Raw genomic sequence first — 23,350 nt, 5'->3', positions numbered from 1 at the left:
CGGTTCGTGCAAGGCCGCCCTGCCGATTGCGCTTTGGCCCGCGCCGCGCTAGGACGGCGCGACCCGTGCATTCTGGAGGCCACCGATGCGTCTGTCGCGTTATTTCCTGCCCGTTCTCAAGGAAAACCCTGCCGAGGCGCAGATCGTTTCGCACCGCTACATGTTGCGGGCCGGGATGATCAAGCAGCAGGCGGCGGGCATCTATTCCTGGCTGCCGCTGGGCTATCGCGTCCTGCGCCGGATCGAGCAGATCGTGCACGAGGAACAGCAGCGCGCGGGCCATATCCCGTTGCTGATGCCCACGTTGCAACCGGCCGATCTGTGGCGCGAATCCGGGCGCTATGACGACTACGGCCAGGAAATGCTGCGCATCAAGGACCGGCACGACCGCGACATGCTGTATGGGCCCACCAACGAGGAGATGATCACCGACATCTTCCGCGCCCATGTCGGCAGCTACAAGGATCTGCCGCTGACGCTGTATCACATCCAGTGGAAGTTCCGCGATGAGGTGCGCCCCCGTTTTGGCGTGATGCGCGGGCGCGAGTTCCTGATGAAGGATGGCTACAACTTCGACGTGGACCGCGACGCCGCCTTGCATGCCTACAATCGCCACATGGTCAGCTATCTGCGCAGCTACGAGCGGATGGGCCTGACCGCCATTCCGATGCGCGCGGCTAGTGGCCCGATCGGCGGCGACAATACGCATGAATTCCTGGTGCTGGCCAATACCGGCGAATCCGAGGTGTTCTATGATGATCGCGTCACCGCGCTGAAACTGGGCGCGCGCGACATCGACTATGACGACCGCGGGCAGGTGGCCGCCGTGTGCGAGGAATTCACCACGCTTTACGCGCGCACCGATGAAACCCATGATGCGGCGCTGTTCGACCAGATCCCCGAGGAACACCGCAAGGTGGGTCGCGGCATCGAGGTGGGGCAGATCTTCTATTTCGGCACCAAATATTCCGAGTCGATGGGCGCCACCGTCGTGACCGCCGACGGCAGCCGCGTGCCGGTGGAAATGGGCAGCCATGGCATTGGCGTGTCGCGCCTGCTGGGCGCGATCATCGAAGCGAGCCACGACGACAAGGGCATCATCTGGCCCGAAGGCGTGACGCCTTTCCCGGTTGGCATCGTCAACCTCAAGCAAGGCGATGGTTCGACCGATCTGGCCTGCGAAGGTATCTACAAGGGGCTTGCGGCCAAGGGTCTCGAGGCGCTGTATGACGACCGGGACGAGCGGGCGGGCGCGAAATTCGCCACCATGGACCTGATCGGACTGCCCTGGCGCATCACGGTGGGGCCGCGCGGCCTGGCTGCGGGCAAGGTGGAACTGACCTGCCGCCGCACCGGCACCTCCGAGGAGATGAGCCCCGAGGCCGCCGTGGCCCGCGTGGCCAGCATCTACGCCGGGGTCTGAGCACCACCGAAGTTGTGAACACCACACGGTCCGGGCGAAGATTGCCCGGACCGTTGCCGGTCAGGTAGTGTGCGCCAAAGCTGCCAGCCAGCCGAAGGGCGAGGAGACGGACATGGCCACAGTTGTGCACACCATCGTTCTGGACGGGGTCACGCCAATAGAGCTTGACCAGACCTACACCTGGCAGGACGGGCGGCTCGATTTTCTGGGGATCGCCTTTCCCGACGACGGAACCGACCATCGGCTGGACTTCACCATGCAGGGCGACTGGTTGATCCGCCACCTGCGCCTTGGGGATTTCGGGGTCTCGTCACGCTTCACGGAGTCCGGCGATGGTCTGGAACGCCGCATCGACTGGCTGTGGCTGGGGGATGGCGGGGCGCAGGTCGTGCTGGGCGAAACGCGGGTGCGCCACATCACCGCCTTTGACACCGAAAGCAATGCGATCACGCTGGGCATCCGGCGAACCACATCGGTCGAGTTGTTTGAGGGCAACGATACCGTCATCGGCGGCAGCGGCCGCGTCACCACCATCGACATGGGCGGCGGCAACAACCGATTTACTGCCGGGACCGGCAGCGTCGAGGCGCTGATCATGGGCGACGGGAATGACCGGATCACCATGGGCGAGGGGGCCGCGATCGGCTGGGTCCGGCTGTATGACGGGCGCGACAGCCTGACGATGACCGGCGACGCCCGGATTGAGAGCCTGCGCAGCGATGGGGGCGTCAAGACCTTTGACCTTTCGGGAACTGCCATGATCGAACAGGCGATGATGGCAGGCGGAGAGATGCGCCTGACCCTGTCCGACGCGGCCCGGATCTCCATGCTCAAGACCGATGCGGGAGATCTGCGGCTGACCACCGGCGCGGGCCATGTGGATGCGCTGGTGGCGCATGAGACCACCGTGGACCTGCGGATCGGCACCGGGGGGATTGGCCAGATCTCCCTGATCGGAACCACCGGCGCGACGCAGAAGATCACCTCCAAGGGCTGGGTCGGGGCGCTGGTGGCGACGGGGCCCGATGGGGTGGACCTGGTGTTGAAGGGCGGTGCCGATTCCATCCGGACCGGGCTGGGCGGCGATGTTGTCAGGACCAATGCCGAATATGTCGGCACGATCCGCACCATGGATGGCGACGATCTGGTGCGGCTGGGCACCGGCGGCGCCGGTCTGGTGGATCTGGGCGATGGCCATGACACGCTTGCCACGGCCGGGCTGGAGCCGCTTGCCTCGGTGCGTATTTGGGGCGGAAACGGCAGTGATACGCTGGATCTGTCGCGGGCCAGGGTGGCGCTTGACGTGTCCTTGTCGGCCAGTGGCTATCAGCAGATCGTCCCCGAGGGCAAGGACTCGCGCGGCTGGTTCTGGCTGGACGGGTTCGAGCACCTGACCGGCAGCGGCAAGGCGGACCGGCTGGTCGGCAATCAGGAGGGCAATGTCCTGCGCGGCGGCGGTGGCAAGGATTCGCTGTTTGGAATGGATGGCGATGACACGCTGATCGGCGGCAAGGGCAATGATGTGCTGACCGGCGGCTGGGGCGCGGATGTGTTCCGCTTTGCCCGTGGGCATGGCGACGATGTGATCACCGATTTCGAGATCGGGATGGACGTGCTCCAGTTCGGCAACGCCTCTCGCCTGCGCGACATTTCCTTTGCCGCGCAGGGCGATGACGTGCTGCTCCGGGTCGGCGATGGCACGGTTCTGGTGCAGAATGTCGCGCTTGACGATCTGCGCGATGCGGACAACTTTCTGTTCTGATCAACGGTCGTCCGGCCCGTCACTCCGGCGTGACGGGCCGGGGCCGCTTACCGCATCAGTCTCGAATGCAGCCTCGGGGGTGCCCCGCTCCGGGGTGGCAGGCCAATGTCGCGCAGCAGTCGGTCGTCCATGCCCTCGATCCCGCCGATCCTGAGGCGTGGGCTGGGGGTGAACATGGCGCCAAGGGCCGCGAACAGAACGCGGCGCGGGCCGTGGATCTGGATCAGGTCGTCAATGGTCAACAGGTGCATGACTGGCATCTCCGGCCCAAGGGACCGGCCTTTCGTATCAAAGGTGGAAAACCCCCCGCGTCACGCGCGGCGCCGCTTGGGCAGGCGCCCTGTGGCGCCGGACAGATCAGGGGGATGTGACAGACAGTGAGGGCCGGGCGGCCGATGGATCAGCCTTGACGGCGCGACCAGCCCGGATATCGGGCGCAGGATGCGCCATCATGGTGCCCACCGGCGCGAGGTGCGGTAAATCGTACGATCATTGTCCGCCCTCCTGTCTGATGTGCCGGATAGCGACGGATTGCCGCAGGGGGCAGGCGCCTGTCCAGCCTTTCCACCGCCGGGGCGCGGATTTCCTGCCGATCTGAGGCATTGCGGACACAGGCATTCCTGCGGCATGAGGACCAAAGCTGCGGCAACGAGGGGCACCATGACCGATCCCAAAACCCATTCCCTGGCCGAAGATGCCCAAGGCATCGCCTATGGTGCCACGATGGCGGCCTTTGGCATGGTGGTTCTGACGCATCTTGGCCTTGTCACCGGCCAGACGGCGGGGCTTGCGGTGCTGATTGCCTATGCGACCGGCTGGGGCTTTGGCCCGGTGTTCTTTGTGGTCAATATTCCGTTCTATGCCTTGGGACTGTGGCGGATGGGCTGGCAGTTCACGCTCAAGACCTTTGCGGCGGTCGCCATCCTGTCGGCGCTGACCATGCTGATGCCGGGGTGGGTCAGCTTTGCCAATCTGAACCCGCTGTTCGGCGCAGTGCTGTTCGGCCTGGCCTCTGGTTCGGCGCTGCTGGCGCTGTTCCGGCATGGGGCCAGCCTGGGAGGCATCGGCATTCTGGCGCTGCTGTTGCAGGACCGGCTGGGATGGCGCGCGGGCTGGGTTCAGTTGGGATTCGATGCCGTCCTGTTTGCCGTGGCCTTGCTGATGCTGCCGGTTTCTGCGGTTGCCTACAGTTTCATCGGTGCATTGGTGGTCAATCTGGTTATTGCCATAAATCATCGCAAAGACCGCTATATCGCCACCTGAGGTCATGCGCAGGGGGCAGACCCGCCATGCCTGGTGCTAAAAATGCGTCAGTGTCATTGACGTATATGCGGCAGTGCAACATCCTTTGATACGCCTTTGGCCAAGAGGATGCCATGACCGCCAGTGTCGCCCCCACCCCACCGCGCTATTCCCGGATCGAAGACCTGCAAGGTTTGGTCGTTTCCATCATCGGCGGGGCGGCTGGCATCATGCTGCTGCGCTCTGCGGGCTTGGTGACAGGGGGCACTGCGGGGCTGGCGCTGCTTGTCTCGTATCTCACAGGCTGGGGCTTTGGCTGGGTCTTCTTTGCGGTGAACCTGCCGTTCTATGCATTGGCCTGGTGGACGCGCGGCCCGGTCTTTGCGCTCAAAAGCCTCGCGGCGGTGTCGGCGGTGTCCTGGCTGGCCGAACTGCTGCCCGACTACCTGACCCTGTCCTATCTGCATCCGGGCATGGCTGCGCTGCTGTTCGGGGTGATTGCCGGGGTGGGTCTGCTGGGTCTGTTCCGACATGGCTCCAGCCTGGGCGGCGTGTCGATCGTTGCCATCCTGCTACAGGACCGTTTCGGCATCCGCGCGGGCTGGGTGCAACTGGGGTGGGATGCGGCATTGTTTGCGGTGGCGTTTCTTGTTCTGCCGCTGCCACAGGTGCTGTGGTCGCTGGTCGGTGCGCTGGTTCTGAATTTTGTGATCGCCATGAACCATCGCCGCGACTGGTATCTGCCCGGCTGAGTCTGGCCAATCGGCTCTTGCTCGTGTATGCGCGGCAGCGCAGCATTCAAGGCGAACATATGGACATCCGCAACATCGCGATCATCGCGCACGTCGACCATGGCAAAACCACGCTGGTGGACGAGCTTCTGAAACAGTCCGGCACCTATCGGGAGAACCAGCAGGTGACCGAACGTGCGATGGACAGCAACGACATCGAACGCGAGCGCGGGATCACCATCCTGGCCAAGGCGACTTCGGTGGAATGGAAGGGTGTGCGCGTCAATATCGTCGACACCCCCGGCCACGCCGATTTCGGTGGCGAGGTGGAGCGGATCCTGTCGATGGTCGATGGCGTCTGCCTGCTGGTCGATGCCGCCGAAGGCCCGATGCCCCAGACCAAGTTCGTGTTGGCCAAGGCGCTGGCGCTGAACCTGCGGCCCATCGTGGTGCTGAACAAGGTCGACAAGCCCGATGCCGAACCCGACCGCGCGCTGAACGAGGTGTTCGACCTGTTCGCCAACCTGGGCGCCAGCGACGAACAGCTTGATTTCCCGCATCTCTATGCCTCTGGCCGCTCTGGCTGGGCGGATGAGGGGCTGGACGGCCCGCGCAAGGATCTGTCGGCGCTGTTCGATCTGATCGTGCGTCACGTGCCCTCGCCGGCGCAACAGACCCGCAGCGAAGAACCGTTCCGCATGTTGGCGACCACGCTGGGATCCGATCCGTTCATCGGGCGTATCCTGACCGGCCGCGTGGAATCGGGACGGCTGAGCGTGGGCACCACGCTCAAGGCGCTGACCCGCGATGGTGACCGGATCGAACAGTTCCGCGTCACCAAGATCCTCGCCTTCCGCGGTCTGGCGCAGACCGCCATCGACGAGGCTGTGGCCGGTGACATCGTCAGCCTGGCAGGCATGAGCAAGGCGACCGTGGCCGATACGCTGTGCGCGCTGGATGTCGATGCCGCGCTGCCCGCGCAGCCGATCGACCCGCCGACCATCTCTGTCACCTTCGGCATCAACGATTCGCCGCTGGCTGGCCGCGACGGCAGCAAGGTGCAAAGCCGCGTCATCCGCGAACGCCTGTTCAAGGAGGCCGAATCGAACGTCGCCATCAAGATCGAGGACACTCCGGGCGGCGAGGCGTTCATCGTCTCGGGCCGGGGCGAATTGCAGATGGGCGTTCTGATCGAGAACATGCGCCGCGAAGGGTTCGAACTGTCGATCAGCCGTCCCCGCGTGATCATGCGCGAGGAAAACGGCGAGCGGCTGGAACCCATCGAAGAGGTCATCGTCGATGTCGATGACGAATACACCGGCGCCGTGATCGACAAGCTGACCGGCGAGCGCAAGGGCGATCTGGTCGAGATGAAACCGGCCGGTGTGGGCAAGACCCGCATCGTGGCGCATGTGCCGTCGCGCGGCCTGATCGGCTATCACGGCCAGTTCCTGACCGACACCCGCGGCACCGGCGTGCTGAACCGCATCTTCCACGACTGGGCCCCCTACAAGGGTGCCATTCAAGGCCGCCGTCAGGGCGTGCTGATCAGCATGGAAAACGGCGTTTCGGTGGCTTATGCGCTGTGGAACCTGGAAGAGCGTGGCAAGCTGTTCATCGGCGCGCAGGAACAGGTTTACGAAGGCATGATCATCGGCGAGCACAGCCGCGACAATGACCTTGAGGTCAACCCGCTCAAGGGCAAGAAGCTGACCAACGTGCGCGCCTCGGGCACGGACGAGGCGGTGCGCCTGACCACCCCGGTACGGATGAGCCTGGAAGAGTCCATCGCCTATATCGACGATGACGAGCTGGTCGAGGTCACGCCCAAGATCATCCGCCTGCGCAAACGCTATCTCGATCCGCACGAGCGCAAGCGCCAGGCCCGCGCCGAGGGCTGAGCCCTTGGTCTTGGCTCCGTGCCGGGCGGTCGCCCGGCATGGGGCAGACAGAATGGGGCAGACAGATCGGACTGTCCGGCGCGCATCATACCTTGCGCGCCCCGGCAGGTCAGGGGGCTGCGGTGTCGCGGCCCCAATCCTCGCCCTGCATCTCGCGCAGACGGCTTGCCGTGCGTTCGAATTCGAAGGCGCCGGTGCCTTCCATGTACAGGTGTTCGGGCACATCCGCCGCCGAGGCGATCAGGCGCACCTTGCCTTCGTACAGCGCATCGACCAGTGTGACGAACCGCTTGGCCTCGTTGTAATTCGCCGCGGACAGGCGGGGAATGTCCTCCAGGATCAGCACGCGCACCGCATCGGCGATGGCCAGAAAGTCCGCAGCCCCCAAGGGGCGGCCGCACAGATCCCAGAAACTGGCGCGGGCAACGCCGTTCTGCACCTGATCCAGCACAAGATCCCGGCCGTTCACCACCAGTTTCAGCTTGTCCCCGGTGCCGCCGCCGGTCAGATCGCCCCAGATTTCCTCGATGGCCCGTTTCGCCTTGGCATCGGCGGGCGCGAAATACACCTGCGCCCCTTCCAGCCTGTGCTGGCGATAGTCGTTCGGGCTTTCCAGATGGTGAATTTCCATCCGGTCCTTGAGGAAATCAATGAAGGGCAGGAACAGCCCGCGATTGAGCCCGTTCTTGTACAGATCGTCCGGAGGCCGGTTCGAGGTGGTCACGATCACCACGCCGGCATCCATCAGCATCTGGAACAGCCGCCCCACGATCATCGCGTCGGTGATGTCGGTGATCTGCATCTCGTCGAATGCAAGCAGTCGCAGATCCCGCGCCACCGTCGCGGCCACCGGGGCCAGCGCGTCATCCACCCCGGTCTTGCGCGCCGCGTGCATCCCATGGTGGATTTCCTGCATGAAGGCATGGAAATGCACCCGGCGCTTGGCCGGAATTGCGAGAGTGTCGATGAACAGATCCATCAGCATGGATTTGCCGCGCCCGACGCCCCCCCACAGATACAGACCCTTTGGCGGGGCAGGGGGTTTGCGGAACAGGCCGGACAGCAGCCCCTTGGGCCGTGCGTCCGTGCTTTCCAACCAGTGGCGCAACTCTTCCAGCCGGGGCAGAACCGCCTTTTGCGCGGGATCCGGGCGCAGGCTGCCATCGGCGACGCGGGTTTCGTAGATCTGGGGCAGGGTGTTCATGCCCCCGGATTACAGCGCAGCGCGCCAAAGGAAAAGGGGCCGCCCGCGCAACGGACGACCCCCACACTGCGAGTGGTGGCGCAGGATCAGCGGAAGGCGCAGCCTTCCTTGATGCCGAACAGCTTGAAGATCATGGCGGCCGGGCAGAACCCGGTGATCGAGGCCTGAATCATGTTCAGCCCGGCAAAGGCGGTCAGAAGGAACCAGTAGGGCGACAGAAAATACCCCAGTGCAAGGCTGAGCAGGACAACAAAGCCAGCGAACATCAGGACGGCGCGATCAAGGGTCATGGCGGATCCGAAAGGTTGCAGGCAGGCCCCGCGCCTGCCGTTCCTGTCGATATAGCGGCTCATATATTCAAATTCAATAGTTAGAATGTGATTCCTATTTTTCGCGCAGCGCCTCGCGGGATTTGTACAGCGGCTTGGTCAGGTAATGCAGCACCGTCTTGGATCCGGTGTGCAGTTCGACCGTTGCTTGCATACCGGGGCGGATTTCCAGCGTGCTCTGCCGTTCGGACAGATGCGCCATGTCCACAGAAACTGTGACGCGGTAGTAGGTCTGCTCGTCGCGTGACCGTTCGTCCTTGAACGTATCGGCAGAGACGAAGGTGACTTCGCCATGCATCGCGCCATAGATCGTATAATCATAAGCCGACAGCTTGATCGTTGCCTTCTGGCCGGGTTTGACGTTCGCAATGTCCTGAGGTTTGACGCGGGCCTCGATGAACAATTCCTCGTCCAGCGGAATGATCTGGAGGATTTCCTCGCCGGGCCGGACAACACCGCCGATGGTGGTGACGGACAGGCTGTTGACGATGCCCTTCATGGGCGAGGTCAGGATGGTGCGGTTCAACTGGTCCTGCGCTGCCTTCAGCGTCTGGCGCAAAGAGGCAAGTTCCTTCAGTGTGTCCGACAGCTCGCTGGCGCGGTCCAGCCCGCTCTGGGTGATGATCTCCTTGTGGCGGTTCTCTGCGTCGGAATGGGCCTTGCGCGCGCGGGTCACCTCAATCAGCGAGACGATTTCCTTCTTGTGCAGGTCTTCCAGCAGGCTGCGTTCCTTGGCGGCCTGATCCAGCACCCGCTTGGTGCCGTCGCGGCGGCTTTCGTAATCGGCCTGACGGGCCACGAGCAAGGCGCGTTCCGATGCGGCGATGTCGGGCACCCGCGCGGCGAGGCTGGGCGGCAGGTCAAAACTGTGGTGCCCGGCCACTTCGGCCTCCAGCCGCAGGCGGCGCACTTCCAGCGTGTCGATCTGGGCGGTCAGGTCATCGACCTGGCTTTGAAACTGGGTGCCGTACAACCGGGCGAGCACATCGCCGGGGTTCACCACATCGCCCTGACGCACCATCAACTCGGCCAGAATCCCGCCTTCGAGGTTCTGGATGATCTGGGGCCGCGATGTTGGAATGATCTCGCCGTTGCCGCGCACGATTTCATCGACCGTGGCAAAGGCGGCCCAGCCGATGAACAGGGCGACGGTCGCGGCCACCAGACGGATGGTCAGGCTGGGCATCCGTGACCGATCTTCCAGATCCTGTTCGAATGTGGTGGTCATCCGGTACGCACCTCGGTCTGCGGCCGGGGGGCGTTGCCCTTGCCGTTCATCAGATGGGCCAGCACCGCCTCGCGCGGGCCGTCCACGGCCAGCTTGCCATTCTGCAGGATCAGCACACGGTCCGTCAGCGCCAGGATCGGCACGCGGTGAGTGGCGATGATGGCCGTGCGCCCCTGCAGCCAGGCCCCCAGCCGGGACACGACGGTCGCCTCCAGTGTCTGGTCCAGCGCGGCGGTGGGTTCGTCCAGCAGCACGACACGCGGATCCTGCAACCAGATGCGGGCCCAGCCGATGCTTTGGCGCTGGCCGACCGACAGCCCCTCGCCGCCATCGCGGATTTCCATGTCCAGCCCCTTGGGATGCCCTTTGACAAAGGGGGCCAGCCCGGCGAATTCCAGCGCGGCGAACAGGCGGTCGTCGTCGCGTTCCAACTGGCTGAGGTTCAGGTTGTCGCGCAGGGTTCCGGCGAACAGCCGCACCTCTTGCCCCAGATACCCGACCGAGCGGCGCAGGTCGCGGGGGTGGATCTGCGCCATTTCCACACCGTCCAGCATCAGCCGCCCTTCGCTGGGCGCATACAACCCGGCAAGCAGCTTGAGGAAGGTGGATTTGCCCGATCCATTCGGGCCCAGAACGGCAATGCGCTGCCCCGCTGTGATCGCCAGCGCGGGAATGTCCAGCGTCGCCGTGCCATCGGCATCATAGCGAAAGGCGATGCCCTTCATCTCCCAGGCGCCGCCAATACGGTCGCGGCGCAGATAGCTGCGATCCTCGGCCTCGACCTGATCGGCAGAGGCGATGGTTTCCAGCCCTTCCAGCGCGGTCTTGACGTTGGACCAGCGCGCAAAGGTCGCCGACAACTGCGACAGCGGCGCCAGCGTGCGCCCGGTCAGGATACCGATGGCGATAATGGTGCCAACCGTATACTCGCCGGCAAACACCATATAGGCGCCGATGACGACGGTGGTGATGTAGGTGGCCTGCTGAACGCCTTGCGCCCAATAGGTCAGTTGCGATGCCAGCCGCCGCTGATCCGAGGATTTCAGCGAGGTCAGCGCCGAAAGTTCCGCCCACAGCCGCCGGACCCGCGCCTCGCCCCGCTGGGTGCGCAGGGTTTCCGCCTCGAAGATCGTCTCGTGCAGCAACCGGGCCGACCGGGCGCCCGCGCCATGGGTTTCCTGCGTCAGCCGCACCATGCGCTTTTGCGCCAGAAAGCCGGGGATCACCATCAGGATCCCGCCCAGCACCACCACGGCAACGATTGGCCCGCCGATCGACCAGATCAGCACCAGAAACAGCAGCAGAAAGGGCAGGTCGGCCACGGTTCCCACGGTCGAGGCGGTGAAGAATTCACGCACCGAGCCGAATTCGCGCATCGCCTGGAACAGCGAACTGGGCGAGGCTCCGCCGGGCTCGCGTTTCATGCCCAGCAGGCGGTCCATCAGCCGGGTCTGGATCGACAGCTCGATCCGGCGGCCCGCGCTGTCCATCAACCGCGCGCGGGCGAGCTTCAGCATGGATTCCATCAGCAGCGCCAGCCCGGCGCCAATCGCCAGAACCCAGAGCGTGGCTTGCGACTGATGCGGGATCACCCTGTCATAGACCTGAAGCGAAAACAGCGCGACGGCCACCGCCAGCACATTGGCCACGAACGACCCGAGGGCGACTTCGGAAAAGGCGCGGCGATGGTGGCGAAATTCGCCCCAGAACCAATGCGGCGGCTTGCCCGTGCCGGTATGCGCCCTAGTCAATTGGCCAAGGGTCGGGCGTGCGCGCAGGGTCTCTCCGGCAAAGAACGGTGCGAATTCCGCCACGGGGACTTCGGCCCGGCGGTCGGGCTGGGTCGCGTCGTAGATGGTCAGCGTGTCGCGCTCTTGCGACAGGACCAGGATCAGTTGCCCGCTGGTCATCCGGGCCAGTGCGGGCCACAGACCGGCAGCGGGGGCGCGCGTGGTCTCGACGCTGGTGGTCAGCCCATGACACCGCAGGGCTGCCGCCAATTCGGTCAGGCCGACCGGCGCCTCACCATGTTCGCGCATCAGATGTTCGGTCAGTTCCGCGAGTGGCACCTCTGTGCCCAGCCAGCCGGCATAGACCGCTGCAAGTTCGGCCCGTGCCCTGGCGCGCGCCGATAGTCCGGGCCGGGGGCGGGCGGCTGGCGTTGTGGGTGCGCCGATGCGCTGGTCCTGCACCGGGGCAGAGGGCGGCGGTGCAGGGTCGGTGGTGGCGGCGCGTTCGATGCGGCTTGCGCTGCGGGACAGCGGGGTCAGCGTCGACTGACCCGCCCTGCGCGCCGCACCCATGTCGAACGAGACAACCTTGTCCGTCATATCCCGGCCCCATCCGCCAGAAGGCCAAGATCGCGCGCGATTTCCAGCCGGGCGCGGGCGCGTTCGTGCCGCATGTTGACCAGATCACGCTCCATTGCGGCAAGGGATTCGTGCTGCGTCACAAGATCCATCAGCGGTCGCACCCCGGCCTTGTACTGTTGTTCGAACCGCCGGAGGTTGTCGCGCATCTGCCGGGCCACATCGGCTTGTGCCGCGCTTTGCCGGTCAAGGTTTGCGATTTTCAGTTCCAGCGCCTGTTTCTTGCGTGCGGCATCCTGCCCGGACTGTGCCACCCGCGCGACGGCCGCATCGGCCCCGGCGTTCACCGCTTCCAGCGCCGCCTTGCTGCCCAGACCCAGCCCGTTGTCGATATCGCCCGACACACCGATGCCACCCTTGCCCAGATTGCTGCTGGCCCCCAGCCCCGGCAGATAGTCCGCGCGGTTGACCTTCAGTTCGGCAATGGTACGTTCCTTTTCCGCCTCTGCAAGCCGGACGGCCAGCGGCGTGACACCCGGCATGGCGCCCGGCAACTCTGTCAGACCGGCAGATCCCGAAACCGGCGCCTGCGCCATCTGGTCCAGTTCCGATGCCGCCAGCAGTTCGGCGTCACGGTCGGCCTGGAGCGTGGCCTGCATTTCGTTCAGTTTCTGGCGCAGGACTGTCTGCTCCGACATGTTGGCGACCCCGCCCTGGACGCGCAGGGCCATGATGCGGTCGAAATCGGACAGACGGGACAGCGCATCAAGGGCAACGGCTGTGCGGGCGCGCGCGGCCTCTGCATCGACATAGAGGCTCAGCGCCTGGAACACCCTGCGGTTCGCATCGACCGACAGGGTTACTGCCGCCACCTCGACATCGGCCACCGCATATTCACGCTCGGCCTTGCGGCGGCCGAAATCGAACAGCGTCTGGTTCAACAGCAAGGATGTGGCCACCGAACTCAGCGAGGTCAGGCTGACCGACGGGCCCAGCGACGGCAGCCAGTTCTTGGACCGCGCCTCGGCGGTCAGTCGCTTCACGCGCAATTCGGCCTGTGCGCTGCCCGCATCGGCGGCCAGCACCGCGCGGGCGATGTGGTCATAGCTGGAACCGGCGGGAAGGATGCTGCGCCGGCCTGCCAGATCGGCGATGACCGCCGACCCCTCGACCTTGCGTTCAGGGCGTGAGGCCAGCGCCTCCTGGCCCGGAGATTGCGCGGATTTCGTGACACCGGCACCGGGGGTCCATCCGCCCATGCAGCCCGACAGCGCCAGCGCCAGACCGGCCAGAGATACGCCCCGCATCAGGGCGCGGTATGCCGGATCGACCATGGCCACGTTCCCTTTTCCGACTCGTCACATGGTAAGGTCCGACAGGGCAAAGACCCTGTCGGACAGGCCCCGTCAGATGACAGAGGTATGGACGGTCACGTCCTCGCCCACGATCAGCGTCGCGCCTGCATCGCCCAGCGTATAGACGTGGTAGGTGTTGCCTTCGATCTCGACATTGGCGCCGGTTGCCTGCGCACCCAGGGCCGTGACGGTGTCTTGTGCATCGCCGTGCACCACCAGCGCATCGGTGCTGCCCGACAGGTCGCGCAACTGTGCCTCGGTGATCACCAGATTGGCCTCGGGCGCAAAGCCAAGGTCGATTTCGGCGATCTGGAACCCGTCGAGATCCATCCGCGACAGGTCGAGTTCGGTCCGGCCTTCGTCGCCCAGCACCACCAGCGCATCGGTGCGGTTGCCAGCCGCATCCATGTTGCTGACCACCAGCGTGCTGCCGTCCGGCAAGGGCGCATCGAAGAAATGCATCTGGCCCGCCGGTGTGGCATAGCTTGTCGAGGCGACGGCACTGTGGCCGTCCTCATCCACCACATACAGCGTGGCGTCGCCCTCGGTCGCCAGCCCCAATGCGCCTGCCGTGCCATGGGTGGCGCCGGTGATCCGGGCCGCTTCGGGGGCGATGCTGTCGACGGCAATCAGCGCGGTGTCGATCCGCACATTGCCTGCGGCATCGACCGCCCGGACCGTGACCGCCGAGCTGAACTCGCCGCCCGCGATCTCGCCGGGACCGAAGGTCACGCTCCAGTTGCCATCGCTGGCGACGGTGGCCGCGCGGCGCACCCCTTCGAAATGCACATCGACCGAGGTGGCCCCTGCTTCGGTCTTGCCGGTGAGCACGAAGCCGCCCAGCAGTTCCGCTGCATTGACGATGCCATCGCCCGTGACGCTGTCGGCGTGGATCTCGCCGGTGTTCACCAGCGTATCCACCCGGAATTCGTGCACGTCGCGCACTTCGGCCCCGTTCGTGCCTTTTGCCGTGGCAATCAGCGTTGCGCCATATTCGCCATCCGGCAGCAGATCCTTGGGCAACCGTGCCGACCACAGCCCGGCGGTGTTGGCGGTGGTTTCCGCCTCCAGCGTCTCGCCGTTCTCCAGCTTCAGAACCAGGCTGACGGTGGCGCCTGCCATGGCTGTTCCGCTCAGTGTCACGCCGGCCTGATCCTCGGCCGCGTTGACGGTGTTGTCGGCGGTCACGGGATCGATGCTGATCCGGGCACAGCCGCAGCCATGGGCGTCGATGACCACCGCGTCGCGGGTGGTGACAGCATTGCCATAGGCGTCTTCGGCCATGACCGAGATCGGCTGTTCATAGTTGCCGGTCGGGAACATTCCGGCGGGGAAGGTGACGTCCCATGTGCCATCCATTCCGGCCCAGACCGTTGCGGTGCCACCAGCCACGCCCTCCAGCGTGATGGTGATCCTGGCGCCGGGTTCCGATGTGCCGCCGATTTCCACGCCATCGGCGCGGTCCTCCGTATCGAACACATGGCCGGTGCTTTCGGTGCCTGCGGTCAGGTCCAGATCCGGCGGGGTCAGGTCGATGATGGCCCGTGGCCCGGCAAGATGCGTCACCTCTCCGCTTGGTTCGGTGACGGTGACAGAGGCGCGCCAGGTCCCATCCGCAGGGAGTGTGCCGCCCTCGAAGGCGACCTCCCAGCGGCCATTGGCGCCGGTGGTGGCTGCCACCGCCTTGCCGCCCAGGACGACGACCACCGCAGATCCGGCAGGAGCCCAGCCCGTGACACTGATCCGCTGTGCGGCGTCATTGCCGGTGATCAGCCATGTCGCACCCGGATTGTCGACCGAAGGATCGACGTCGGTGACAGGGCAGGTCGGCTCTGTCGGACAGGTCGGCTCTGTCGGAACCGTGGGCTCTGTCGGATCGGTCGGGCAGGTCGGCTCGGTCGGTGCCGTTGGCTCCGTTGGTTCTGTCGGTTCCGTTGGCTCGGTCGGTTCCGTTGGAACCGTGGGCTCTGTTGGATCGGTCGGGCAGGTAGGATCGGTCGGTGCCGTCGGCTCCGTGGGTTCTGTCGGTTCCGTTGGCTCGGTCGGCTCTGTCGGAGCCGTGGGCTCTGTCGGATCGGTCGGGCAAGTCGGATCGGTCGGCGCCGTCGGCTCCGTGGGTTCTGTCGGTTCCGTTGGCTCGGTCGGCTCTGTCGGAACCGTGGGCTCTGTCGGATCGGTCGGGCAGGTCGGCTCGGTCGGTGCCGTCGGCTCCGTGGGTTCTGTCGGTTCCGTTGGCTCGGTCGGTTCCGTTGGAACCGTGGGCTCTGTCGGCTCGGTCGGTGCCGTCGGCTCCGTGGGTTCTGTCGGTTCCGTTGGCTCGGTCGGCTCTGTCGGAACCGTTGGCTCTGTCGGATCGGTCGGGCAGGTCGGCTCGGTCGGTTCCGTCGGCTCCGTGGGTTCTGTCGGCTCCGTGGGTTCTGTCGGTTCCGTTGGCTCCGTCGGCTCCGTGGGTTCTGTCGGTTCCGTTGGTTCTGTCGGCTCCGTTGGCTCCGTTGGCTCCGTCGGTTCCGTTGGCTCCGTCGGCTCCGTGGGTTCTGTCGGCTCCGTTGGCTCCGTCGGCTCCGTGGGTTCTGTCGGCTCCGTTGGTTCCGTCGGCTCCGTCGGTTCCGTTGGCTCCGTTGGTTCTGTCGGTTCCGTCGGCTCCGTGGGTTCTGTCGGCTCCGTCGGCTCCGTCGGTTCCGTCGGTTCCGTTGGCTCCGTGGGTTCTGTCGGCTCCGTTGGCTCCGTCGGTTCCGTTGGCTCCGTGGGTTCTGTCGGCTCCGTCGGCTCCGTCGGTTCCGTTGGCTCCGTGGGTTCTGTCGGCTCCGTTGGCTCCGTCGGCTCCGTGGGTTCTGTCGGCTCCGTTGGTTCTGTCGGTTCCGTCGGCTCCGTGGGTTCTGTCGGCTCCGTGGGTTCTGTCGGTTCCGTCGGCTCCGTCGGTTCCGTTGGCTCCGTGGGTTCTGTCGGCTCCGTTGGCTCCGTTGGCTCCGTCGGCTCCGTGGGTTCTGTCGGCTCCGTTGGTTCCGTGGGTTCTGTCGGCTCCGTTGGTTCTGTCGGTTCCGTCGGCTCCGTGGGTTCTGTCGGCTCCGTTGGTTCTGTCGGCTCCGTTGGCTCCGTTGGCTCTGTCGGTTCCGTTGGTTCTGTCGGCTCCGTCGGATCTGCGGAACTGCCAGAGCTGGAGGCAGCCAGAAGCGTGGCGCCGCCGACGATGGCTGCGGCCGGTCCCAGGCCGCCACCGATCCCACCCAGCAGTGCCGGTGTAAACGGGGCCATGCCCGCGATATCGTCTTCGCCCGGTGCGACGTCGACATCGTTCAGGAAGGTCAGCGCGTCATTCGGGCTCCATTTGCCCCAGGCGTCGGTGCGGCCATAGGTCGGCACCATGCTGTTTTCGGGTCCGCCATCCAGCGCCACCATCGTGATGTCGCCATCGGTCGACAGGAACAGCCGGTTCGCGGGCCCCGAAGCGCCGAAATAGCCCTTGACCGCCACCATGCGCCCATCTGCCAGGGTGATGTGCAGATCGTTGCCGTCGCGTACATATCCGAGGACATCGGCCTTGCGCAGGTTCAGCGACACATCGCCGCCCCCTGTCAGGTCAATGCTGGTGGTGTTGTCACCGTCGGAGATCACACCTTTCCGAATTGCGCCCATACGCGAGCGCAAGACGAAATCAATCGCCTTAGCCATAGTTACTGCTCCGCCTCAGACCGCAGCGCTTGGGCTGCTTTTTCTCTGTTATTGCCACGAAGATACCCAACGACCGCCACAATCGCCAGTGGGAAAATTCCCCGATTCGAATCGTGTGCGGAAAATGGGGCGGATCGGCGAATCGGGCGGGCATATGTGTCCGAATCGACACATCTTGTGGGTCTGGCCAGCCGGTATGGCGCTATCTCGCGTTTTTGAGTCACGCGGCCCGGACAGAGCTAGGGCCGGAACCTGCCTGTGGCGGATGCCCGATCCATCGAATTGCGGCAATTTTCGGGCAAAGACATGGCCTCAGGACGCGCCGCGCGGTTTTGGCAGCCGCCCACGATTGTAGGGGGTCCAATCCTCGATGTCGGGATAGAATTGCCGCCGCCAGGCGCGCACGCGCGGGTTCATCACCCGGCGCCAGAGCGGGGGTATCATGGCCAGCGTCGTCATGGCCGGATAGCCATAGGGCAGTTGCGGCGCCTCGTCGGCGGTATAGGTCTGCAACAGCGGAAAACGGCGATCCGGCTTGTAATGGTGGTCGGAATGACGCTGAAGGTTGATCAGGAACCAGTTGGATACCTTGTGCGCGGCGTTCCAGCTATGGCGCGGCAGGACATGTTCGTATCGTCCATCGCCCAGATGACGCCGGGTCAGCCCATAATGTTCGATGTAGTTTGTCAGTTCCAGTTGCCAGATCGCACTGGACGCCTGCACCAGAAACAGCCCCAGCCCGGCCCAGCCGCCAATCGCCAGGGCAAGGCCCAGCATCGCGCCCTGCAATGCGGCGTATTTCCAGAACGGGTTCGACCAATGCCATGGGCCCAGCCCCTTGCGCGCCAGCATCTGCGCCTCGGCCCGCCAGGCGGATGGCGGACAGCTTCGCAGCACGCGCAGGTAATAGCGGTGGAACCCTTCGTTGTAGCGGGCCGATACCGGATCGCGCGGGGTGGCGACATAGCGGTGATGCACCAGCAGGTGTTCCGAGCGGAAATGCGAATACAACACCATCGCCAACAGCAGATCACCCAGCCAGCGTTCCGCCCGGTTGCGCTGGTGCAGCAGCTCGTGGGCATAGACGATGCCGACCGCGCCGGAAATCACGCCTAGGCCGAAGAACAGCCCGATCTTTTCCAGCGTGCCCTCCATGCCGCCATGGGTCGCCCACCACAGACAGCCGAACACGGTCACGAACTGGACCGGAAACCAGATCAGGGTGATCAGCCGGTACCAGAGCAGATCCCCCTCGCCGACCTGCGGGTCCGGGTTGGACTCGTCCAGCCCGCCCGCAATATCCAGCACCGTGACCATGCCCCAGCCGAACAGCGGCAGCAGCAGCACCGCCCAGCCGCCCACCGTCGCCGCCACCCATGCCACCGGCAGCAACAGCAACGAGATCCAGAAGGGCAGAGCGTTTCTCAGGCGGCGGATCTCCCTGGCGCCACGGGTCGGTTCGGCAGGCATGGCGGTGTCCTTTCGGGCGACGGCGGTCCGGGTCGCAGGCGGGATCATAGCGCAAGGCGCGCGCAGGGGAATGGTGCGCCGTGCCGCACCTCAGGTGAAATGCGGCGCAGCGGCGTCCCAGACCTTGCGCATCACCGTCGGCAGGCTCCTGGGGGCAAAGTCGGGCACGAATGTGCCGCTGTCCGGTTCGGCATCCGGTGCGGCATGGGCGATCTGTACCGACAGGATCAGGTGGAAATGCGTGAAGGTATGGCGCACCTCGGTGTTGAGCGGGGTCCACTGTGCGGCCAGAGGGGGGTGGGCGGGGGCGGGGGTCTCGGACCAGTCGCCGCCGGGCCAGCCCAGCGTTCCGCCCAGCAGGCCACGGTCGGGGCGGCGTTCCAGCAGCATGGCCCCATCGGTACGGCGCGCGACAAAGACCACGCCGCGCCGTGTCGGCTTGGCCGGTTTCGCCTGCTTGCGTGGCAGATCGGCCGCGATCCCGGCGCGGCGGCCCTCGCAATGGGCGATCACCGGGCAGATGCCGCAGGCCGGATTGCGCGGGGTACAGAGCGTCGCGCCCAGATCCATCATCGCCTGGGCATAATCGCCGGGGCGATCCTGCGGCGTCACCGTAGCGGCCAGCGCGGCGATCTGCGGGCGCGACCTGGGCAGCGGTTCGTGAACTGCAAAGACGCGGCTGATCACCCGTTCCACATTGCCATCCACCACCACGGCAGGCCGGTCAAAGGCGATGGCGGCCACGGCAGCGGCGGTATAGGGACCGATACCGGGCAGCCGGCGCAGCCCGGTCTCGGCATCGGGAAAGCCACCTTGCGCCGCCACTGCCCGCGCGCAAGCCAGCAGGTTGCGCGCACGGGCATAGTAGCCAAGCCCTGCCCATTCCGCCATGACCGCCGCATCCGGGGCGGCGGCCAGCGCCTGAACATCGGGCCAAAGACTGGTGAAACGCGCGAAATAGGCCCTGACGGCCGCGACGGTCGTCTGTTGCAGCATCACCTCGGACAGCCAGACCCGGTAGGGATCGGGCCGCATCCCCGCCGCGCGATCTGCCGGGCCGATGCGCCAGGGCAGCGCGCGGGCGTGCCGGTCATACCAGCCCAGCAGGTCGATGGCGAAACTGTCACGCATATTTCAAGTGCCCTTTCCCGCTGCACTGTGGCACATACCGCCTGTTGGGCTACAATAGCCACCGATACCGCAAGGAAAACCCCGCCGATGGCGCGCAAGCCCGACAGCCCCGATGCCTTCTCGCCCTCGCGCCGGATGCGTGGGTTCGAACCGGCTGGCGGGCTGATGTCGCGCCGCATCCAGAAGGCGGGCGAGACGCGGGGCTTTGCCGTCACCCGCCTGCTGACCCATTGGGCCGAGGTTGCGGGCGCCGATCTGGCCGCGATCAGCCGTCCGGTCAAGGTGGGCTACACCCGCGAAGGTATCGGCGCGACGCTGACCCTGCTGGTGGCCCCGGCCCATGCGCCGATGGTCGAGATGCGCAAGGAACGCCTGCGCGAGCGCGTCAACGCCGTCTATGGCTACAATGCCATTTCGCGTATCCATATCACCCAGACCGCCGCCACCGGCTTTGCCGACGGGCAGGCAGAGTTCGCTCATGGCCCCCGGTCCGACGCCCCGCGCGCCTTGCCCGAACCCGGCCCCGAGGCACGGGCGGTTGCCCATGATGTTGCAGACGATGGCCTGCGCCGCGCGCTTGAGCAACTGGCGCAGAATGTCCTATCCCGCAAGCGCACCTGAGAGAGGAATGTCGATGAACCGCAGAACCCTGCTTGGCGCCGTGGCGCTGACGGCCCTGGCCACCGCGATTCCGGGGCTGATGCGCCCGGCCCTTGCCGAAACCCCGGCCACCGCGCCCGAAGTGGCTGATCTGGTCATCGGCAATCCCGATGCCAAGGTGACGGTGGTCGAATATGCCTCGTATACCTGCCCGCATTGCGCGACCTTTCATGCGCGGGTGTTCAAGGATCTGAAGGCCAATTACATCGACACCGGCAAGGTCAGGTTCATCTACCGCGAAGTGTATTTTGACCGCTACGGCCTGTGGGCCGCGATGGTCGCGCGCTGTGGCGGAGAAATGCGCTATTTCGGCATTCAGGACATGCTTTATGCCGAACAGGCCGACTGGTCGGGGGCGGGCGGTGCGGTCGATGTGGTGGCGGCGCTGCGCAAGATCGGGTTGAAGGCCGGGCTGACCAACGAGGCGCTGGACGCCTGTATGCAGGATGGCGCGATGGCCGAGGCGATGGTGGCCAAGTTTCAGAAGGACAGCGCGGCGGATGGCATCGATTCCACGCCGTCGTTCGTCATCAACGGCAAGAAGCACGGCAACATGACCTATGCCGATCTGTCGAAACTGCTGGACGGTCTGCTGGCAGGCTGAGGGGCGGGTCGGCGCGCTGCGGGGCCGCGGTGCCCCGTGACCGCGCGCCCCTGACCCGATGGTCCGCCGGGTGGCGGGCCGGGTCTGGGTATTTGGGGCAAGATGAAACGGCTGGCGGGCCAAGGGCGCGGCAAGGGTGCCGCGGATCCTTGCCCTGCTGCGAGGGACCGCGTCAGGGCGGACCGGGCTTGGGTATTTGGGGCAAGATGAAAGAGGCCGCCGCCGGGGTGGCCTCTTTTGCGTTGGATCAGCCGTCGAGCCGGGACAGATCAGCGACCTGGCCGCAGGTGGTGCGGATGCGGCTGAGCAGGTTCAGCCGGTTGCGGCGCAGGATCTGGTTGTCGCTGTTGACCTGGACGGCGGTGAAGAACGCATCCACCGGGGCGCGCAAGGTGGCCATGGCGGCCATGGCGGCGGCGAAATCCTCGGCCTGCATGGCGGGGGCGATCTGTGCCTCGGCAGCATCGAGGGCGGCAAAGAGCGCGGCTTCCTCGGGGCCTTCGGCGAATTTCGGATCGGCGCCGTAGGAATATTCGACGCCATCCTTGGCTTCGGCCTGGGTGAGGATGTTGTTGGCGCGCTTGAACCCCTGGATCAGGTTTGCGCCATCCTCGGTCGCCAGCATGGCCGACAGGTCGCGCGCCCGCTTGACCAGCAGGGTCAGGTCATCATTGCCCGGCATGGCCAGGCAGGCGTCGATGATGTCGTGCCGGATGCCTTCGTCGCGCAGGAAGACCTTGAGACGGTCGTGGATGAAGGCGAGGAGGTCGAGCTCTGCGACCTTGTAGAATCGCTTTGTCTCCTCGAAATTTCGCAGACCGGCCTCAATGACAGTGCCCAAGCCAAACCGCGCGCCGTTCCCCAGCACCAACCGGATCACTCCCAACGCCGCGCGACGCAGGGCGAAGGGGTCTTTCGACCCTGTGGGCTTTTCGTCAATGGCCCAGAACCCGGCCAGCGTGTCCAGCTTGTCGGCCAGCGCGACGGCGACCGAGACCGGCGCCGTCGGCACGTCATCCGACGGGCCAAGCGGCGAATAGTGGTCGCGCGCGGCATCGGCCACGGCTGCGTCCTCGCCCGCCTCAAGCGCATAATAGCGGCCCATCGTGCCTTGCAGTTCGGGGAATTCCCCGACCATGGCCGAGCGCAGATCCAGCTTGGCGATGCGGGCGGCGCGTTCGGCCTGATCGGGAGCGGCGTCGACCACCGGGGCCAGGTCGCGGGCCAGCGCGGCGATCCGGTCGATCCGGTCGGCCTGAGAGCCGAGCTTGTTGTGGAAGGTCACGCTGCGCAGCCCTTCGGCCCATTTCGCCATGCCGGATTTGGCCTCGCGCAGGTCGTTGTCCCAGAAGAAGCGGGCATCGGACAGGCGGGCGGCCAGCACCTTGCCATTGCCGGCCAGGATTGTCGCGCCATGGTCGGCGGTTTCGGTATTGGCGACGGTCAGGAATTTCTCGATCCGGCCGGTTTTCGGATTTTTCACCGAAAAGAATTTCTGATGCTCGCGCATCGAGGTTTGCAGCACCTCGGGCGGCAGATGCAGGAAGTCATCGGCGATCGGCCCCATCAGCGGGACCGGCCATTCGACCAGCCCCGCCACTTCGGTCAGCAGACCGGCATCGGGCACGATTTCCAGCCTTTGGGCAAAGGCGGTCTGGGTGGCGTGGTTCCAGATGTGATCGGCGCGCTCGGTGGCGTCCAGCATCACCTTGGCCGCGCGCAGTTTGGCGGCGTAGTCGTCGAAGGACGATACGGCAAAGCGACCCGGCGCCATGAAGCGGTGGCCCTCGGTGGTGGCCCCGGCGTGCAGGCCATCGACCTCCATCTCCACGACCTCGGTGCCAGCCTCATCGCTCAGGATGCACAGGATGGAATGCAGCGGGCGCACCCAGCGCAGGCTGCCCGACCCCCAGCGCATCGACTTGGGCCAGGGGAAGGTGCGGATGGTTTTTTCCAGCACCTCGGCCACGATGGCAGCAGCCGGGCGGCCCGGTTTTTCGACGACGGCAAAATAGACCTGCGCCTTCTTGTCGTCGCGGATTTCCAGTTGCTCTTTCGTCAGCCCGGTCGAGCGCAGGAAGCCTGCGAGCGCGGCCTCGGGCGCATCGGTGCGCGGGCCCTTGCGCTCTTCCTTCAGGGCAGGCGAATGGGCGCTGAGGCCCTGCACCGTCAGCGCCAGCCGGCGCGGGGTGGAAAAGGCGCCCGCGCTGGCATAGGTCAGGCCTGCCTCGACCAATCCGTCGGTGACCAGCTTTTTCAGATCGTCACGGGCGCGGCCCTGCATACGGGCCGGGATTTCCTCGGAGAAAAGCTCGATCAGAAGGTCCGGCAT

17 protein-coding genes are annotated in these 23,350 nt (G+C 65.6%); 7 read left to right on the top strand and 10 right to left on the bottom strand.

What is annotated here, in order from left to right; translation table 11 throughout:
* Nucleotides 1-85: 85 nt before the first annotated feature.
* Together proS and BW970_RS05725 are read left to right on the top strand one after the other, a co-directional pair.
* Complete coding sequence (gene proS / locus BW970_RS05730; RefSeq protein ID WP_076529460.1) at nucleotides 86-1,423, top strand: proline--tRNA ligase; 1,338 nt, start codon at nucleotides 86-88, stop codon at nucleotides 1,421-1,423.
* 112 nt (nucleotides 1,424-1,535) lie between these two features.
* Nucleotides 1,536-3,185, top strand: a complete 1,650-nt coding sequence (locus BW970_RS05725) for a calcium-binding protein (RefSeq protein ID WP_076529459.1) — start codon at nucleotides 1,536-1,538, stop codon at nucleotides 3,183-3,185.
* 47 nt (nucleotides 3,186-3,232) lie between these two features.
* Here BW970_RS05725 and BW970_RS05720 read toward each other — a convergent pair whose 3' ends face one another.
* Nucleotides 3,233-3,436 (bottom strand): hypothetical protein, encoded by a 204-nt coding sequence (locus BW970_RS05720; protein WP_076529458.1) that lies wholly within the window; start codon nucleotides 3,434-3,436, stop codon nucleotides 3,233-3,235.
* 409 nt (nucleotides 3,437-3,845) lie between these two features.
* Here BW970_RS05720 and BW970_RS05715 point away from each other — a divergent pair, with 409 nt between their 5' ends.
* The 3 genes from BW970_RS05715 to typA all read left to right on the top strand — a co-directional run bounded on the left by BW970_RS05715 (nucleotide 3,846) and on the right by typA (nucleotide 7,059).
* Complete coding sequence (locus tag BW970_RS05715; protein ID WP_076529457.1) at nucleotides 3,846-4,448, top strand: YitT family protein; 603 nt, start codon at nucleotides 3,846-3,848, stop codon at nucleotides 4,446-4,448.
* A 113-nt stretch (nucleotides 4,449-4,561) separates the two neighbouring features.
* On the top strand, nucleotides 4,562-5,179 hold the full coding sequence (locus BW970_RS05710; RefSeq protein WP_076529456.1) for a YitT family protein: 618 nt from the start codon (nucleotides 4,562-4,564) through the stop codon (nucleotides 5,177-5,179).
* A gap of 59 nt (nucleotides 5,180-5,238) precedes the next feature.
* Complete coding sequence (gene typA / locus BW970_RS05705; RefSeq protein ID WP_076529455.1) at nucleotides 5,239-7,059, top strand: translational GTPase TypA; 1,821 nt, start codon at nucleotides 5,239-5,241, stop codon at nucleotides 7,057-7,059.
* Nucleotides 7,060-7,168: 109 nt separating this feature from the next.
* Here the strand turns inward: typA and zapE are convergent, their stop codons facing one another.
* The 8 genes from zapE to BW970_RS05660 form a co-directional block, all read right to left on the bottom strand.
* The gene (zapE, locus tag BW970_RS05700; RefSeq protein ID WP_076529454.1) at nucleotides 7,169-8,263 is read right to left on the bottom strand and encodes a cell division protein ZapE; all 1,095 of its coding nucleotides are present in this window, start codon (nucleotides 8,261-8,263) and stop codon (nucleotides 7,169-7,171) included.
* Between the two features lie 86 nt (nucleotides 8,264-8,349).
* Nucleotides 8,350-8,553 carry a YgaP family membrane protein gene (locus BW970_RS05695; protein WP_076530149.1) on the bottom strand — a complete coding sequence of 68 codons (204 nt, stop codon included), beginning with the start codon at nucleotides 8,551-8,553 and terminating at the stop codon, nucleotides 8,350-8,352.
* 94 nt (nucleotides 8,554-8,647) lie between these two features.
* Nucleotides 8,648-9,820: an HlyD family type I secretion periplasmic adaptor subunit gene (locus tag BW970_RS05690; protein ID WP_076529453.1), complete on the bottom strand. Its 1,173-nt coding sequence runs from the start codon at nucleotides 9,818-9,820 to the stop codon at nucleotides 8,648-8,650.
* Nucleotides 9,817-12,150 (bottom strand): ATP-binding cassette domain-containing protein, encoded by a 2,334-nt coding sequence (locus tag BW970_RS05685; protein ID WP_229740462.1) that lies wholly within the window; start codon nucleotides 12,148-12,150, stop codon nucleotides 9,817-9,819. The genes BW970_RS05690 and BW970_RS05685 overlap by 4 nt, the downstream gene beginning before the upstream one ends.
* Nucleotides 12,147-13,463: a TolC family protein gene (locus BW970_RS05680; RefSeq protein ID WP_083701149.1), complete on the bottom strand. Its 1,317-nt coding sequence runs from the start codon at nucleotides 13,461-13,463 to the stop codon at nucleotides 12,147-12,149. The genes BW970_RS05685 and BW970_RS05680 overlap by 4 nt, the downstream gene beginning before the upstream one ends.
* Nucleotides 13,464-13,535: 72 nt before the next feature.
* Nucleotides 13,536-17,153, bottom strand: coding sequence for an Ig-like domain-containing protein (locus tag BW970_RS20290; RefSeq protein ID WP_083701148.1), 3,618 nt, complete (start codon nucleotides 17,151-17,153; stop codon nucleotides 13,536-13,538).
* A gap of 312 nt (nucleotides 17,154-17,465) precedes the next feature.
* Entirely contained in the window at nucleotides 17,466-18,623 is a 1,158-nt protein-coding gene (locus BW970_RS05665) for an alkane 1-monooxygenase (protein ID WP_076529450.1), read from the bottom strand.
* 90 nt (nucleotides 18,624-18,713) lie between these two features.
* Nucleotides 18,714-19,754: an A/G-specific adenine glycosylase gene (locus BW970_RS05660; RefSeq protein ID WP_076529449.1), complete on the bottom strand. Its 1,041-nt coding sequence runs from the start codon at nucleotides 19,752-19,754 to the stop codon at nucleotides 18,714-18,716.
* Between the two features lie 87 nt (nucleotides 19,755-19,841).
* Between BW970_RS05660 and BW970_RS05655 the strand changes: the two genes are divergently transcribed.
* Together BW970_RS05655 and BW970_RS05650 are read left to right on the top strand one after the other, a co-directional pair.
* Complete coding sequence (locus BW970_RS05655; RefSeq protein WP_076529448.1) at nucleotides 19,842-20,375, top strand: DUF721 domain-containing protein; 534 nt, start codon at nucleotides 19,842-19,844, stop codon at nucleotides 20,373-20,375.
* Between the two features lie 13 nt (nucleotides 20,376-20,388).
* Nucleotides 20,389-21,018 carry a DsbA family protein gene (locus BW970_RS05650; protein ID WP_076530143.1) on the top strand — a complete coding sequence of 210 codons (630 nt, stop codon included), beginning with the start codon at nucleotides 20,389-20,391 and terminating at the stop codon, nucleotides 21,016-21,018.
* A 247-nt stretch (nucleotides 21,019-21,265) separates the two neighbouring features.
* Here BW970_RS05650 and glyS read toward each other — a convergent pair whose 3' ends face one another.
* Nucleotides 21,266-23,350 (bottom strand): glycine--tRNA ligase subunit beta, encoded by a 2,085-nt coding sequence (gene glyS / locus BW970_RS05645; RefSeq protein WP_076529447.1) that lies wholly within the window; start codon nucleotides 23,348-23,350, stop codon nucleotides 21,266-21,268.

It is taken from the genome of Gemmobacter megaterium (genome assembly GCF_900156815.1).
Taxonomy (GTDB): domain Bacteria; phylum Pseudomonadota; class Alphaproteobacteria; order Rhodobacterales; family Rhodobacteraceae; genus Wagnerdoeblera; species Wagnerdoeblera megaterium.
The sequence above is the reverse complement of the archived record's forward strand: the minus strand, read 5'-3'. Positions and strand labels throughout refer to the sequence as shown.